Annotated in this window: 10 protein-coding genes and 2 pseudogenes; 7 read left to right on the forward strand and 5 right to left on the reverse strand. The window is 71.8% G+C overall.

Features of this window, described 5'->3' with window-relative positions:
- Nucleotides 1-66: 66 nt before the first annotated feature.
- Nucleotides 67-2,142: a family 43 glycosylhydrolase gene (locus OG767_RS19810; protein ID WP_405089919.1), complete on the reverse strand. Its 2,076-nt coding sequence runs from the start codon at nucleotides 2,140-2,142 to the stop codon at nucleotides 67-69.
- Between the two features lie 311 nt (nucleotides 2,143-2,453).
- Between OG767_RS19810 and OG767_RS19815 the strand changes: the two genes are divergently transcribed.
- Nucleotides 2,454-2,933 (forward strand): hypothetical protein, encoded by a 480-nt coding sequence (locus tag OG767_RS19815; RefSeq protein ID WP_405089920.1) that lies wholly within the window; start codon nucleotides 2,454-2,456, stop codon nucleotides 2,931-2,933.
- 80 nt (nucleotides 2,934-3,013) lie between these two features.
- A pseudogene (locus OG767_RS19820) lies at nucleotides 3,014-4,255 on the forward strand (MFS transporter); the annotation flags it as partial.
- Nucleotides 4,256-4,281: 26 nt separating this feature from the next.
- Here OG767_RS19820 and OG767_RS19825 read toward each other — a convergent pair.
- On the reverse strand, nucleotides 4,282-6,471 hold the full coding sequence (locus OG767_RS19825; RefSeq protein ID WP_405089921.1) for a carbohydrate-binding module family 20 domain-containing protein: 2,190 nt from the start codon (nucleotides 6,469-6,471) through the stop codon (nucleotides 4,282-4,284).
- 297 nt (nucleotides 6,472-6,768) lie between these two features.
- Here OG767_RS19825 and OG767_RS19830 point away from each other — a divergent pair, with 297 nt between their 5' ends.
- Nucleotides 6,769-7,596, forward strand: a complete 828-nt coding sequence (locus OG767_RS19830; RefSeq protein WP_405089922.1) for a hypothetical protein — start codon at nucleotides 6,769-6,771, stop codon at nucleotides 7,594-7,596.
- Here the strand turns inward: OG767_RS19830 and OG767_RS19835 are convergent.
- Nucleotides 7,574-8,257 carry a hypothetical protein gene (locus OG767_RS19835; protein ID WP_405089923.1) on the reverse strand — a complete coding sequence of 228 codons (684 nt, stop codon included), beginning with the start codon at nucleotides 8,255-8,257 and terminating at the stop codon, nucleotides 7,574-7,576. The genes OG767_RS19830 and OG767_RS19835 overlap by 23 nt on opposite strands.
- 135 nt (nucleotides 8,258-8,392) lie before the next feature.
- On the opposite strand from OG767_RS19835, the gene OG767_RS19840 reads away from it, so the two are divergent.
- The 3 genes from OG767_RS19840 (at nucleotide 8,393) to OG767_RS19850 (ending at nucleotide 10,924) form a co-directional block, all read left to right on the forward strand.
- Nucleotides 8,393-9,556, forward strand: a complete 1,164-nt coding sequence (locus OG767_RS19840) for a sensor histidine kinase (protein WP_405089924.1) — start codon at nucleotides 8,393-8,395, stop codon at nucleotides 9,554-9,556.
- Nucleotides 9,535-10,257, forward strand: a complete 723-nt coding sequence (locus OG767_RS19845) for a response regulator (protein ID WP_405094253.1) — start codon at nucleotides 9,535-9,537, stop codon at nucleotides 10,255-10,257. The genes OG767_RS19840 and OG767_RS19845 overlap by 22 nt, the downstream gene beginning before the upstream one ends.
- Before the next feature lie 103 nt (nucleotides 10,258-10,360).
- On the forward strand, nucleotides 10,361-10,924 hold the full coding sequence (locus OG767_RS19850; RefSeq protein ID WP_405089925.1) for a GNAT family N-acetyltransferase: 564 nt from the start codon (nucleotides 10,361-10,363) through the stop codon (nucleotides 10,922-10,924).
- Between the two features lie 13 nt (nucleotides 10,925-10,937).
- On the opposite strand, the gene OG767_RS19855 is transcribed toward OG767_RS19850, so the two are convergent.
- Nucleotides 10,938-12,179 carry an RNA-guided endonuclease InsQ/TnpB family protein gene (locus OG767_RS19855; protein ID WP_405089926.1) on the reverse strand — a complete coding sequence of 414 codons (1,242 nt, stop codon included), beginning with the start codon at nucleotides 12,177-12,179 and terminating at the stop codon, nucleotides 10,938-10,940.
- A gap of 16 nt (nucleotides 12,180-12,195) precedes the next feature.
- Between OG767_RS19855 and tnpA the strand changes: the two are divergent.
- Nucleotides 12,196-12,630, forward strand: a pseudogene (gene tnpA / locus OG767_RS19860) (IS200/IS605 family transposase).
- A gap of 141 nt (nucleotides 12,631-12,771) precedes the next feature.
- Here tnpA and katG read toward each other — a convergent pair.
- Entirely contained in the window at nucleotides 12,772-15,048 is a 2,277-nt protein-coding gene (katG, locus tag OG767_RS19865) for a catalase/peroxidase HPI (RefSeq protein ID WP_405089927.1), read from the reverse strand.
- Nucleotide 15,049 lies beyond the last annotated feature (1 nt).

Below are 15,049 nucleotides of genomic sequence, written 5' to 3' on the forward strand. Positions count from 1 at the left end.
GTTGTCCGGTGGTGGTCAGGGCAGCGCGTGGGCCGGACGCGCGGATGCGCGCCCGGCCCGCGCCCGTCACGGGGTGGTCAGGTCGAACCGGCGGACGGTGGCCGCGCCGCCGAGCGCCTGGGTCGCGTAGTTGAAGATTCCGAAGCGGTAGCCCATGAAGAACTGCCAGGCGTTGTTCAACGTCAGCGCGTTGCCCAGCGGGACGAAGTTCGTCCCGTCGGTGCTGTAGGAGAAGGTCGCCTGCCGCCCACTGCCCGGTCTGATGTCGGCCTTGGCCCGCAGCCAGATCCGACCACCGCTGACCGCCGCGCCGGCGATCTCGGTGCCGGTGTTCGTGGTGCGCCAACCGCTGTCCATGGTCAGGTTGTTGGTCATCACCACCCTGGTCGCGCCGTTGTCCCGGCGTACGCCGATCCAGGCCGACGAGTCCCGCAGCATGGCCAGCCCGGTGCGGTCGCCGTCGCGCATCGTCGAGTAGTCCAGTTCGACGGTCGCCGTCGACGTCGGTCCCTGGATCCGCCGCGTCACCGTGTTGCGGGCGCTGTAGAGGTCGTTGGTGACGGTCGCCGTCTGCAGCCGCAGCCCGTTTCCGACCGACCACCGGGTGTTGTCCGGGTTGTGGTTCCACTCCCACTGGTGGCTCAGCGTGGTACCGGTGAACGTGTCCGCGCCGGTCATCGGTTGCACCGGGCGGGTCGGCAGCGGCGACGGGTAGGAGCTGCCCCAGCCGCCGTTGACGGTCTGGATCTGGGGCCAGCCGTCGCTGGTCCAGGTGATCGGGGCGAGGGCCGGCACGCGACCACCGGGGTACGCGTCCACGAACGCCATGTAGTACCACTGGCCGTTCTGGGTCTGCACCAGGCCACCCTGGTGGGGCACGCCGCCGCCGGCGATCGGGCCGGGCATGTTGAGCAGCACCTGCCGCGTCTCGTACGGCCCCCACGGGCTGGTGGAGCGCAGGATGTACTGACCGTTGGCGGGCCGGGTGACGAAGATGTAGTAGTAGCCGTTGCGCTTGTAGAAGCGGGAGCCCTCAAGCGTGCCGATGTTCGACGGCGTGGTGTAGACCTGCTGCGTGCGCACCTGGCTGAGGCCGTCCGCGGACAGTTGCGCGACGCTCAGGGTGCTGTTGCCGTAGGCGACGTACATGGTGTCGTTGTCGTCGATGAGCAGGCCGGCGTCGTAGTAGCAGTTGTTGATCTCGGAGCGCTTCTGCCAGGTGCCGCTGACCGAGGTCGAGGTGTAGACGTACGACTTGTTGAAGTCGATGCACCCGATCCAGTAGAACGTGCCGTTGCTGCTGCGGTAGTTCAACGTCGAGGCCCAGATGCCGTTGACGTACGCGCGGGCGCCGTTGAGGTCGTACTTGGTGCCGAAGTCCAGCCGGGGCACCGAGTGCCCGGCGATCTCCCAGTTGACCAGGTCGTAGGAGCGCAGCACCGGCGCGCCCGGCGAGTAGTGCATGGTCGACGAGGACATGTAGTAGGTGTCGCCGACGCGGATGATGTCGACGTCGGCGAAGTCCTGCCAGACCACCGGGTTGGTGTACGTCGACCCGCCCGGGGTGCCGCTGTCGCCGAGCTTGACCAACTGCCACTGCTGGTTGTTGCCGCCCCAGTCGCTGTACTGCACGACGTTCGCGCCGTCCGCGGTCGAGGCGTTCTGCACCTCGACCGCCTTGCTGGAGTGCCGGGCGATCAGCCGTACGTAGCCGCCGGCGGAGTCGGCCAACTGGAACTGCTGGTTGGTGCCGTTGTTGTCCGACCACTGGACGATGCCGGCGCCGTCGGCGGTCGAGACGCCGGAGACGTCGAGCACCTTGCCGGAGTGACGCGAGCGCAGCCGGTAGTAGCCGCCGCCGGAGTCGACGAACTGCCACTGCTGCCAGGCGCCGTCGTTGCGGGACCACTGGGTGATCCGGGCCCCGTCGTTCGTCGCCTGGTTGTACACGTCGAGCGCCTTGCCGCTGTTGCGGTTGACCAGCACGTACCACGCGTTGGTGTCCACGGTCGCCGCCGACGCGCCGGACGGCGTGACCGCGACGATGCCGGCGCCGAGCAGCACCGCCAGCGCCGCGGCCACGACGCGTGACCACCGGCCGCCACGTCCCGCCCGGGCCGGGAGTCTATCGATTCGCACCATGCTCCTCCTTCGTTCGGGCCGGCGCGCGGTGCGGGGATCGACGGGCAGCTCAGTCTGTTAGCGCTAACATGCGAGCTGCCACGCGAGAGGGGTGCGCGCCCGGGCCGGGCGGGCACTCCGGACCGCCGACGATGCGCCACGATTCCGGAGATGCACACATCGACTGTGAGCGATAACACGCCGGACGTCAAGTCGTCACATTCATCGATGCCGCCGCATGGGCGAATGCGTGGTCGGTCGCCGCAGGCCGGCAGGACGCCGCGGTGCCGGGGCGGCCCGCCGGCGGGAATGCGTCAATGTAATGTTGACAAATGACTCCGGAGCTGGCGGGCCTGTCCGAGATCGGCGCCGCCCGGGCCCGGCTGGACGAGCGGGAGCTGGAGCTGATCGACCGGGCCCGGCACGACGGCGCGACCTGGGCCGAGATAGCCGACGCGTTGGGGTTGAGCAGCCGGCAGGCCGCCGAGCAACGCCGGCAACGGCTCGTGGCGGCCCGCCGGTCCCGACTCGGGCGGCTCGACCGGGCCTGGTCGGCCGAGGTGGTGGCGCTGCGGGCCGCCGTCTCCGACCTGCACCGCTGGATCGCGGCAGACCGGGCGTGGGACAGCCGGTTCCGCCGCGCCGCGCTGGTGCGCGACACCACCGCGTCCGCCCTCGACGCCGAGCCGGGGCCGTTGTACGCGCTGGCCGCGTACCTCGTGGCGGACCTGGCCGACGTCGGACCGCGACTGCCGGCGCCGGCCCGCAGTGCGGCGGACCGCATCGCCACCGCACTGTCAACAAAGGATTGACGTTGTCGGACAGCATTGCCGGCATCCCACTCAAGAACTGAGGATGTGAGTCATCCCCGCTCAACTCCGGAGGACGACTCATGCGTCGCAATGCCGCGCTGTTCGTGACCATCTCGCTGCTGTCCGGGTTCGGCGGCAGCGCCATGGCCCTGGTCGCCGGCATCTGGGTGCTGGACCTGACCGGCTCCACCGGGCAGGCCGCGCTCGCCGGGCTCTGCGTGTACGTGCCGGTGCTGGCCGGACCGTGGCTCGGCGGGCTGCTGGACCGGGCGCCCCGGCGACCGCTTGTCATCGGCGTCAACCTGGCGCTGGCCGCGACCCTGCTCTGCCTGCTCGCGGTGCGCGGGCCGGACCAGACCTGGCTGATCTTCGCGGTCGCCGCCGCCTACGGGGTCAGCTACGTGCTGATCGACGCCGGCGAGACGGCGCTGCTGCCGGCGGCGCTGTCCCCGGCGCAGCTCGCCGACGTCAACGGCTGGCGGTCCAGCGCCCAGGAGGGCATGAAGCTGGTGGCGCCGCTGGCCGGCGCGGGACTCTACGCGTGGCGGGGCGGCTATCCCGTGGCCGTGCTCAGCGCCGCCGCCCCGGTGCTCGTCGCGCTCCTCTACGCCGCGCTGCGGTTACCCGCCACCGGCGGCGTCCCGGCCACTGCCGACCCGCCGGCCTCGCCGCGCAGCCCGGCGGCGGGACGCCCGCCCGGCCTGCGGGCCGCACTCGCCGCCCTCCTCGGCCGGCGCGCGGTACGCGTGCCGGTGACGCTCGCCGCCGTGTCGATAGCGATGTCCGGCTTCACCACCGCCGCGCTCTACACGGTGGTGACCACGGAGCTGGCCCTGCCGTCGACGTTCCTCGGCGTGCTGGCCAGCGCCCAGGGCGGCGGTTCGGTGCTCGCCGGCCTGGCCGTGGGGCGACTCGTCGACAGGTGGGGCGCGGTCGCGGTCGGCGTCGCCGGCACCGCGCTGTTCGCCGCCGGTTGCCTGGGTCGGTGCCTGCCCTGGTGGCCGGCGACCGTCGCCGCCTCGGCGGTGATCGGCGTCGGTCTGCCGTGGACGCTTGTCGCCGCCGTCACCGCGGTCCAGACGCACACGCCGCCGGCGCTGCTCGGCCGGGTGTCCGGCACCGCGAACACGCTGATGTTCGGGCCGATCACGCTGGCCATCCCGCTCGGCTCGGCGGCCGTACGCCTCGGCGGCCGGCCGCCACTCGTCGTCGCCGCCGTGACGTGCCTGGCCGTGGCGCTGCTGGCGGTCGCCGGAGGCGGGCGGCGACCCCACGCGCCTGACCGTTCCCGCCGGCCCGGTCGGTGGGCGCGGCCCGTCCCCGAGGTGCGGGGACGGGCCGCGCACGGTCAGCGCCAGGTGTCGGTGGCGGTGCGGGTGCCGCCGGCCGGCGTGGTGAAGCTCCGGTTCGCGCCGGACTCCCAGGTCACCGAGCCGTCCGGGTTCTTCTTGACGTACTTGTACTCGACCGCGGTGTTCGGCGGCAGGTCGACCGTGGCCCGCCAGACCGGGTAGGTGGCCGGGGAGAGCGCGACCGCGTTGGCCGGGTTCCACCCGCCCAGCGCCGCCACGTTGCCGATCACGAACACGTTCTGGCCGTAGGCCGTGGTCGCGGTGACCGCGAACGAGGTGGCCACCGCCGTCGACACGGTGTCGCCGCGGAACGTCTCGGTCACCGCGTACGTGCCGGCGGCCGGCGTGGTGAAGCTCCGGTTCGCGCCGGACTCCCAGGTCACCGCGCCGGCCGTGGTCACCTTGACGAACTTGTACTCCACCGCGGTCGACCGGGGCAGGTCGACGGTCGCGCGGTAGGTGCCGCCGCCCTGCGCGGTGAGCCGGACGCCGCCGGCCGGCGTCCACGACCCCAGCTCGGGGACGCTGCCGACGACGTACACGTCCTGGCCGGCGCTCGGGGTCGCGCTCACGGTGAACGTGGTGGCGACCCGGTCGGTGGGGCTGGTGGTCGGGCTGGCCGTCGGCGACACGGTCGGGGAGGCGGTCGGCGACGGGCTCGTCCCGGGCCGCGCGCCGACGTGGACCGCGACGGCGCCGTTGGCCGGGACGGTCACGGTGGCCCGGCCGCCGGAGACGGTCACCGTGGCGCCGGTGCAGCCGGCGGCGGTGGCGCCGCCCGTGATGACGTCGCAGTACCGCCCGTCGGCCAGGCCGGTGGTGAACGTGGCGGTGGTGGCGGTGCCGGAGTCGTTGATGCCGATCCACGCGCGGTCGCCCCGGTGGAAGCCGATCACGTTGCTGTTCACGGTGGTGAAGTCCGAGACCGTCTTCACCGGGCGGGCCGCGTTGGCCCAGCCGACCATGCCCTTGATGCCGACGCTGCGGGTCAGGCAGTTCCAGGCCGCGCCGCAGACCGTGTCGGTGACGCGCCCGGTGCCGTCGCTCGGCGGCGACTGGTTCCGGTTGGACCAGGTGAAGCTGTCGTAGACCGACGGCTTGCCGTGCGGGTACGCCAGCGCGAAGTAGTTGGCGAGCACGTAGTCGCTGCCGTTCTGGTACGACAGCACCACCCCGTCGCGCTCCAGATCGTGGTTGGTGACCATGGCGAAGACGTTGGCGCTGGGCGCGTCGAGGTTCCAGTTCGGCACGTTGGCCAGCGAGGAGATGGAACCCAGGAACGCCGAGCGGATGCCCTTGGCGTACCCGAAGTCGAGCACGTCGCCGTTGCCGATGAACGCCCGGGCCTGCAACGCCGGGTTGCTGGCGCCGTCGAAGATCTCCTGCGCGACGTACGGACGGCGGCCCTCCGCCACGGTGTTGTTCAGCTTGCCGAGGATCGCGGCGAAGTCGTCCTTCCTGACGTGCTTGACCGCGTCCACCCGGAAGCCGTCGACGCCGAGGCCGATCAGGTCGTTCAGGTAGCCGGCGATCTTGCTGCGGACCGCGTCCTTCTCGGTGTAGAGATCCGACAGGGACAGCAGCTCACAGCTCGTCACCTGGGACTCGTTGTTCCAGTCGCTGATGCCGCCGGAGGTCGGGCAGTTGTCCCCCGGCCGGTGGAAGTCCCCGCTGCCGTAGGGCACCGCCGGGTAGCTGTAGCCGCTGAACTCGGTGCCGGCGTACCCGCGCGTGCCGGCCGGGTTGTTGGTCCCGGCCATGTGGTTGACCACCGCGTCCACGTAGACCCGGACGCCGGCGGCGTGGCAGGCGGTGACCATGGCGGCGAACTGCTGCCGGTTGCCGAACCGGCTGTCCAGCTTGTACGACACCGGCTGGTACACCTCGTACCAGGGGTGCACGCCGTCCGGGCTGTTCGGCAGGCTGACCGACTCCTGCGGCGGGGCCACCTGCACCGCGCCGTAGCCGGCGGGGCCGAGGTGGTCGGTGCAGGCGGCGGCGACCGAGGGCCAGTTCCATTCCCAGAGGTTGGCGGTCACCTCGCTGTCGTTGAGGACGGTGGCGGCGCGGGCGGGGGTGGCGGTGGTGGCAGCGGCGACGACCGCCGTCCCGCCGGTCGCGACGAGCGCGGCGGCGAGCAACAGGCGAGCGACGCGACCACGCGGGTGTGGCCTGGGGGATTCCATGGCAGGGGTACCTCTTCCGGGGTGCTCGAAAGGGTGCGCGGGGGTGGACGGCCATCCGGGTAGCGAACACCATGCGGGATTCATGAAAGTCTTTGCAATACCTTGCGGCAAACTTTTCGAAACCGGTCCGCAACATCGACCGCCCCGAAACGCCTATGAGCAGGTCAAATGCGCCCCGGGCGCGCTCGCGACCGGTTGGCAAGAATTCCAACGCTGTGGGACCGCCGGCACGACGGTTGACCGGGCCGGCATGATCGGGGCAGCCGCACCGCCTCCCGCACCCCGAAGGGACCCGTCATGGCACACGCCTCGACCACGCCCGCCCCCGGACCGGCCCGGCGGCTGCTGCCCGCGCTGGCGGGGCTCGCGCTGCTGGCCGCGGCCACCGGCTGCGGCGGCACGGCCGAGCCGGTGAGCGGCCCGACGAGCACCGGCGCGACCGGCGCCTCCGCGCCGACGAGCCCGTCGACCGGCCCGAGCCAGGGCGGCGGTACGACAGTGGACGGACGCACCGTCCCCGCGGTGGCACCCGGACTCGGCTTTCCCGACGGCAGCAAGGTCGACACCGTGTTCGGCGACCCGTCCTCGGCGACGGTGATCCTGACCGCTCCCCCGCCGGAGCAGGTGCTCACCCACTACCGTCAGGCCGGTCCGGCGGCCGGGTACCCGGTGGGCACCGACACCGCCGGGACGCTGCACCTCGCCGGACGCGGCTGGACCGTCGCGGTCATCACCAGCTCCCGGGACACCACCGTCACCTTCGCCCGCGCGCAACCGGCCGGGACGACCGCGCCGCCGCCGCAGGACGACACCGAGGTCGCGCTGACCGGCCGGGACCTGGGCGTGACGAACCTGCCGTTCAACTTCCGCTTCCCGCCGGGCAGCCGGCTACGCGACCTCTCCGACACCACCGCCGGCGCGCGGCTCACCCTGGTCGAGCCCGCCCCGGAGCGGGTGCTCGCGTTCTACCGCGACCACCTGCCCCGGGGCTTCTTCGACGTCACCGGCGACCGCACCGTCGACGGGACCACCACCATCACGTTCGACAAGGACGACGGCGAGTGGACCGGCACCATCGAGGCGACCGACGACCTGGTCACCGTCACCACCGTCCACCACCGGTAGCCCGGATCCGCCGGGCGCCGACCACGTTGAGCGCCACACCCCACAGCAACGCCGCGCTCGCCCACCGCGCCCACCCCGGGCCCCCGGGTGATTCGGCGAGCACCGCCCGCAGGGCCGCGTACGGGGTGAGCCAGTCGCGGACCCCGGCCAGCGGGGTCAGCAGCGCGTACGCGCCGAGCGGCAGCACGATCGTCGCCAGGCAGGCCCACGCCGGCCGTCCGATCAGCAGCCCCAGCCCGGTTCCGACGAGCTGCGCGAGAACCTGCACCAGCACACCCGCCACCGCGATCGCGCCGACGTGCGCCCACGGGTCCGGCGCGGTGGACCCGGCCGCGGCCAGCGCGGCGACGGAGAGGACGTCGCCGGCGAGCCCCACCACCACGGCGATCGACACCGCCGCGGCGATTGTGGACAGCACGCCCGCGTCGGGGCGCCGGCGGAGATCGTTCGCGAGCAGCACACCCACGAACGGCAGCGGGACGGAGACGGCCCCGTGCACCAGCTCACCGACCGTGGCGACGGTGCGCTCGCCGGACGGGAGCCCGGCCGTGAGCGCCGCGGCGGCGAGTCCCACGCCGATCGTCACCACCAGGAGGACCCGCCGGCCCCGTGTCCCGACCGCCCGCCGCAGCGCGTGCGCGACCGCCCCGTCTCCGACCATGTCAACCTCCCGCTCGGGTACTCCGACCGGGATGACGATCGCCGATGGACCCGCCGGGCCGCACGGGCCGGAGGATCCGGCCGCGCCCCTACTTTGGTAGCTACCGCCCACCGCCTCAGCGCCTAGGCTGCGGGCATGGCCGCCGCGCTCATCGCCCTGCTCGTGCCGGACCCGACAGGGGGCCGGGCGACCGTGCGGGACCGCGTCGCCGACGCCGTGGCGGCCACCGTGGCGCTCGGGTACGGGCTGACGATGCTGCGGATCGGCGACGCGACCGCGGCCGGCGCGGCGATCCCGTGGCCGGTCGACGTGCTGCTCGGGGTGCTCTGCGCCGTTCCGTTGGCGATGCGGCGACGACGCTCGTTGGCGGTGCTGCTCGCCCTGCTCCCGTTCGGAGCGATCTCGGTGACGGCGACCGGGCCGATCCTGGTGGCGCTGTTCACCGCGGCGATCCGACACCGGGCCCGGCTGCTGTTCACGTTGGGCGCGGCGCACGTCGGCACCGGCGTGGTCTACTTCCTGCTCCAGGGCGATCCGCCGTATCCGGTCTGGGTGGACGTCGTCCTCCGCGCGGTGACCGGCGCGGCGGCGATCGGCTGGGGCCAGTTCGTGCAGGCCTACCGGCGGCTCACCGCCTCGCTGCGAGCACACGCGGCGCGGTTGCAGGCCGAGCAGCACCTGCGCGTCGAGCAGGCACGGCTCACCGAACGGGCCCGGATCGCCCGCGAGATGCACGACGTGCTGGCGCACCGGATGTCACTGATCAGCCTGCACGCGGGCGCCCTGGAGGTGCGCGTCGACGCGCGACCCGACGAGATCGCGGTCGCGGCCGGGGCGATCCGGTCCAGCGCGCACGAGGCTTTGGCGGAACTGCGGGCCGTCGTCGGCGTGGCGGGCCGGCCCGAGCCGCCGCAACCCGGGCTCACCGACGTGCCCGACCTGGTGGCCAGCGCCCGCGAGGCGGGGATGCACGTCGAGTTCACCGACGAGGTGGCCGGCGACGAGCCACCGACGATGGTGGGACGGACGGTCTACCGGATCGCGCAGGAGGCGCTGACCAACGCGAGCAGGCACGGCAGCGACGCGAGCGCGACGATCCGGCTGACCGGTCGGGTCGGCGAGGGGCTGCGCATCGTCGTGGCCAATCCGCATCCGGGTACCCGCGGGCGTGCCGGCCGGCCCGGCGGGATGGGCCTGGTCGGCATCGACGAGCGGGTGGCGATGGCCGGTGGGCGGGTGCGGTACGGCGCGGAGGGCGGGGAGTACCGGATCGAGGCCTGGCTGCCGTGGCCAGCCTGACCAACGCACCCGACGGACCGTCCGCCACCGCGTCGGACCCCGGCCGGCGGCCGATCCGGCTGGCTGTCGTGGACGACGATCCGCTGGTCCGCTCCGGGCTGCGCATCCTCGTCGGCGGATCGCCCGACATCGAGGTGGTCGCCGAGGCGGCCGACGGCGCGCAGGCCGTGTCGATGGCGCACGCCCACTGGCCGGACGTGATCCTCATGGACGTCCGGATGCCCCGCGTCGACGGGCTCACCGCCACCCGGCGCATCCGGTCCCGGCCGGGCGCACCGGAGATCATCGTTCTGACCACGTTCAACGCCGACGAGTACGTGCTCGACGCGCTGCGCGGCGGCGCGTGCGGGTTCCTGCTCAAGGACACTCCGCCCCGGGAGATCCTCGCCGCGGTCCGCACCGTCGCCCGGGGTGCGGCGATCCTCTCCCCCGCCGCGGTCCGTCGACTTGTCGACCACATCGCGGACCCGGCCGCGGGGATCCGTCGGGCCCGTGCGCGGGACCGGCTGGCCGCCCTCACCGACCGGGAACGGGACGTGGTGGTGCTCGTCGGCGAGGGCCGGTCGAACGCGGAGATCGCCGCCGGGCTGGGCATGAGCGTGCACACCGTGAAGGGCCACGTGTCGCGGCTGCTGGCCAAGCTCGACCTGAACAACCGGGTGCAGCTCGCCCTGCTGGTGCACGACGCCGACCTCGCCTGAGCGTCGGCTGCGCCGCGCCGAGGAGCCACCGGACGGGATACGCGAGAGCGTGGTGACGGGAAAAGCTCTGGGCGGCCCGACGTGATTCCCGCATGATCGACTCGTGGAGACCTACCTGGAGACCGAACGCCTGCTGCTGCGCCGGTTCACCGCCGACGACGCGGACCTGCTGATCGAACTGGACAGCGACCCGGCGGTGATGCGCTATCTGACCGGTGGCAGGCCGACCGCGCCGGAGACCATCCGCGAGCGCTACCTGCCGAACGTCCTGGCCGGCTACCAGAAGTGGGACGGCGACCTCGGGCTGTTCGCCGCACACGAGAAGGACGGCGGCGCGTTCATCGGCTGGTTCATCCTGCGTCCGGCGCCCCAGGGCCCGCTCGACGACGTGGAACTCGGCTACCGGCTGCGGCGGGCGGCCTGGGGCAACGGCTACGCCACCGAGGGCTCACGGGCGCTGCTGGGCAAGGCGTTCACGGAGCTCGGGGTGCGCCGGGTCTGGGCGGACACGATGGCGGTGAACCAGGGTTCGCGCCGCATCATGGAGAAGCTCGGCATGACACTCGTACGGAGCTTCCCCACCCCCGCCGACATCGGGGCGATCGAGGGCGCCGAGCACGGCGGCGTGGTCTACGAGATCACCAGGGAACGGTGGGAGCGGCATTGACGTCCTCTCCGCCCTAGAGGACGGAGATTCCCTCCACGCTGCGGGTGGAACACGCGGCGTTCGGGTGGGTTACCGCTTCTCTGCGTGCTGCCGGGACGAGTCCCGGTCTTACGTGCGCTCCACGGTCGTTTGAGTTGTCCGCCTGCCCGGCGGCCAACACGTTCTGTGCGGCGTTGACGTCACGATCGTGGTGGCTGCCGCACGGGCAGTTCCACGCTCGAACGTTCAGCGCCATCCTCTCGTTGACGCGGCCACACGCCGAGCACATCCGGGTGGACGGGAAGAACCGATCCACCCGGGCGAAGACGCGCCCGTATCGGGCTGCCTTGTACTCCAGCATGCCGGTGAAGCTGGCCCAGCCCGCATCGTGCACGGACTTAGCGAGCCGGGTCCGGCCGAGACCGACGATGCACAGGTCCTCGACGTACACCGCTTGGTTCTCGCGGATGATCGTCGTGGACAGCTTGTGCTGCCAGTCCCGCCGGGTATCGGCCACCCGGGCGTTCGCCCTGGCGACCTTCACGGCGGCCTTCTTGCGGTTCTGGCTCCCACGCTGCTTGCGGGAGAGTGCCTGTTGCAGCCGCTTGAGTTTGCGCGCGGCGCGGCGCAGGAACTTCGGCGCGGCGACCTTCGTGCCGTCGGAGAGCACAGCGAAGTGGGTGAGTCCCAGGTCGATGCCGACCTCGGAGGCGAGCGGCGGCAATGCCTCGTCGGTCATCTGAACGACGAACGAGGCGAAGTACCGGCCGGCGGCGTCCTTGATGACCGCGACCGATGACGGGTCGCACGGCAGGGTCCTCGACCAGCGGACCGCCAGGTCGCCGATCTTCGGCAGGCGCAGGCGGCCGTTGCCGAGAACTTTGAACCGGGAGTTCTTGGTGAACCGAATCGCCTGCCGATTGTCCTTGCGGGACCGGAATCGGGGCGGGGCCACCCTGCGGCCCTTGCGCTCGCCGCTGATCGAGGCGAAGAAGTTGCGGTACGCGGTGTTCAGGTCGGCAAGCGCCTGCTGCAACACCACACTGGACACCTCGCGAAGCCACGCCCGCTCGGGGGTCAGCTTCGCCTCGGTGATCAGCTTGCGGGACAGCACGGCGTCGGAGACGTACTCCTCGCCCGCCTGCCGCGCAGTCTGACGCAGCCTCAGCCCGTCGTTGAACACCACCCGCGCGCACCCGAACGCCCTGGCCAGCTCGATCTGCTGGCCGAGCGTCGGGTAGACACGGAAGTTGTAACGGAGCTGCACGTCGAGCACTATCTCATGTTGGTCCATGACTGAACGTGCAGACATCCGCACTGGCAGACACTGTTTTCCGCGATGCACGCCCACTTGGTCTTCGTGACGAAGTACCGGCACAAGGTGTTCACCGACCGACACCTGACCCGAATGGAAACGATCATGCGGGACGTGTGTACCGACTTCGAGGCCGAACTGATCGAGTTCAACGGCGAGAACAACCATGTGCACCTTCCGGTCAACTTCCCGCCCAAAATGGTCGTGGCCCCGTCTGGTCAACAGCCTCAAGGGCGTCTCGTCGCGGCGGCTGCGGCAGGAGTTCCCCGACCTGGCGCGCCACTACCAGCGGGCCAACAAACTCTGGTCAGGCTCGTACTTCGCAGGCTCCATCGGCGGCGCACCGCTGAGCGCCGTGAAGCAGTACATCGAGCAGCAGAACCGTCCCGGTCAAGGCACCACTCGGGCCTGACGGCCCTCCCAGCACGGGCCTTCACCCCCGGCCCGAAGTGGCCGGAGCACTCGCCCGCATTCCGGTAGCCGCCTGCCGGAAGACCGGACGAGCCCCGGCCGATCCGTGACGGATCGACCGGGGCTCACCGGTGCGCGCGGATCAGGCCAGGTCGAACCGGTCCAGCTCCATCACCTTGGTCCAGGCGGCGACGAAGTCGGTCACGAACTTCTCGCGAGCGTCCTCGCTGGCGTAGACCTCGGCCAGCGCCCGGAGCTGCGAGTTCGAGCCGAAGACGAGGTCGACCGCGGTGGCGGTCCACTTCACCTGGTCGGTCGCCACGTCCCGGATCTCGTACACGTGCTCCTCGGACTCCGACGCCTTCCACCGGGTGCCCGGGGAGAGCAGGTTGGCGAAGAAGTCGTTGGTGAGCACACCCGGCCGGTCGGTGAGCACACCGTGCGCCGCGCCACCCACGTTGTTGCCGAGGGCGCGCAGACCGCCGACGAGGACGGTCATCTCCGGCGCGGTCAGGCTGAGCATGTACGCGCGGTCGACGAGCAGGACCTCCGGCTCGGTCTTCTCGCCCGGCCGCAGGTAGTTGCGGAACCCGTCGGCACGCGGCTCCATCACCCGGAACGACTCGACGTCGGTCTGCTCCTGGGTGGCGTCGGTGCGACCCGGGTGGAACGGCACCGTCACCTCGACGCCGGCGTCCCGCGCCGCCTTCTCGACCGCGGCCGAGCCGGCCAGCACGATCAGGTCCGCGAGCGAGATCTGGGCGCCGCCGGCGCCGTTGAACTCCCGCTGGATGCCCTCCAGGGTCGCCAGCACGGTCGCGAGCTGCTCGGGCTGGTTGACCTCCCAGTTGCGCTGCGGCTCCAGCCGGATCCGCGCGCCGTTGGCGCCACCGCGCTTGTCGGTCGAGCGGTAGCTCGCGGCCGAGGCCCAGGCGGTGGAGACGAGCTGCGCGATGGTCAGGCCGGAGTCGAGCACCTTGGCCTTCAGCGCGGCGACGTCGGCGTCACCGACCAGCTCGTGCTCGGCAGCCGGCACCGGGTCCTGCCAGAGCTGGGCCTCCGGCACCCACGGGCCGAGGAAGCGGCTGACCGGGCCCATGTCGCGGTGCAGCAGCTTGTACCAGGCCTTGGCGAACGCCAGCGCGAACTCGTCCGGGTGCTCCAGGAAGCGGCGCGAGATCTTCTCGTACGCCGGGTCGACGCGCAGCGACAGGTCGGTCGTCAGCATCGTCGGCTTGTGCTTCCTGGCCGGGTCGTGGGCGTCCGGGATGATCTCCTCGGCGTCCTTGGCGACCCATTGCTTCGCCCCGCCCGGGCTGGTGGTGAGCTCCCACTCGTAGCCGAACAGGATCTCGAAGAAGCGGTTGCTCCACTCGGTCGGCCGGTCGGTCCACGTCACCTCGAGGCCGCTGGTGATGGTGTCCCCGCCCTTGCCGCTGCCGTACGTGCTCAGCCAGCCCAGGCCCTGGTTCTCCAGCGGGGCGCCCTCGGGCTCCGGACCGACGTGGTCGTCGGCGACGCCGGCGCCGTGGGTCTTGCCGAACGTGTGGCCACCGGCGATGAGCGCGACGGTCTCCTCGTCGTTCATCGCCATCCGGCGGAACGTCTCGCGGATGAAGTGCGCCGCCGCGGCCGGGTCCGCGTTGCCGCGGGGACCCTCCGGGTTGACGTAGATGAGGCCCATCTCGGTCGCGCCGACGCCGGCCGCCATCTCCTTCTCGGAGGCGTAGCGCTCGTCACCGAGCCAGGTGTCCTCCGGGCCCCAGAAGATCTCCTCGGGCTCCCAGACGTCCTCGCGGCCGAAGCCGAAGCCGAACGTCTTGAAGCCCATCGACTCCAGGGCCACGTTGCCGGCCAGCACCAGCAGGTCGGCCCAGGAGATCTTCTGGCCGTACTTCTGCTTGACCGGCCAGAGCAGCCGGCGGGCCTTGTCCAGGTTGGCGTTGTCCGGCCAGCTGTTCAGCGGCGCGAACCGCTGGCCGCCGTCGCCGGCGCCGCCACGGCCGTCCTCGATGCGGTAGGTGCCCGCCGCGTGCCAGCTCATCCGGATCATCAGGCCGCCGTAGTGGCCGAAGTCGGCCGGCCACCACTCCTGCGAGGTGGTGAGCACCTGGGTGATGTCCCGCTTGAGGGCCTCGACGTCGAGCTTGGCGAACTCCTTGGCGTAGCTGAAGTCGGCCCCGAGCGGGTTGCCCTTCTCCGAGTGGGCGTGCAGCACCGACAGGTCGAGCTGGTTGGGCCACCAGTCCCGGTTGCTGCGCGGGCGACCGCCGGTCTTCGGGGTCGGCGAGTCGATCGCCGGGTTCTCGCTCTCGCTGCCGTGCGCGGTCACGGAGTCGTGCGCGACCGGGCAGCCGGCCGCCTCCTTGGCGTCCACGCCCTGGGCGCTGACGGGCCCGTTGTCCTGGGTCTCGCTCATC

It is taken from the genome of Micromonospora sp. NBC_01392 (genome assembly GCF_045040125.1).
In the GTDB taxonomy this organism is placed as follows: Bacteria; Actinomycetota; Actinomycetes; order Mycobacteriales; family Micromonosporaceae; genus Micromonospora.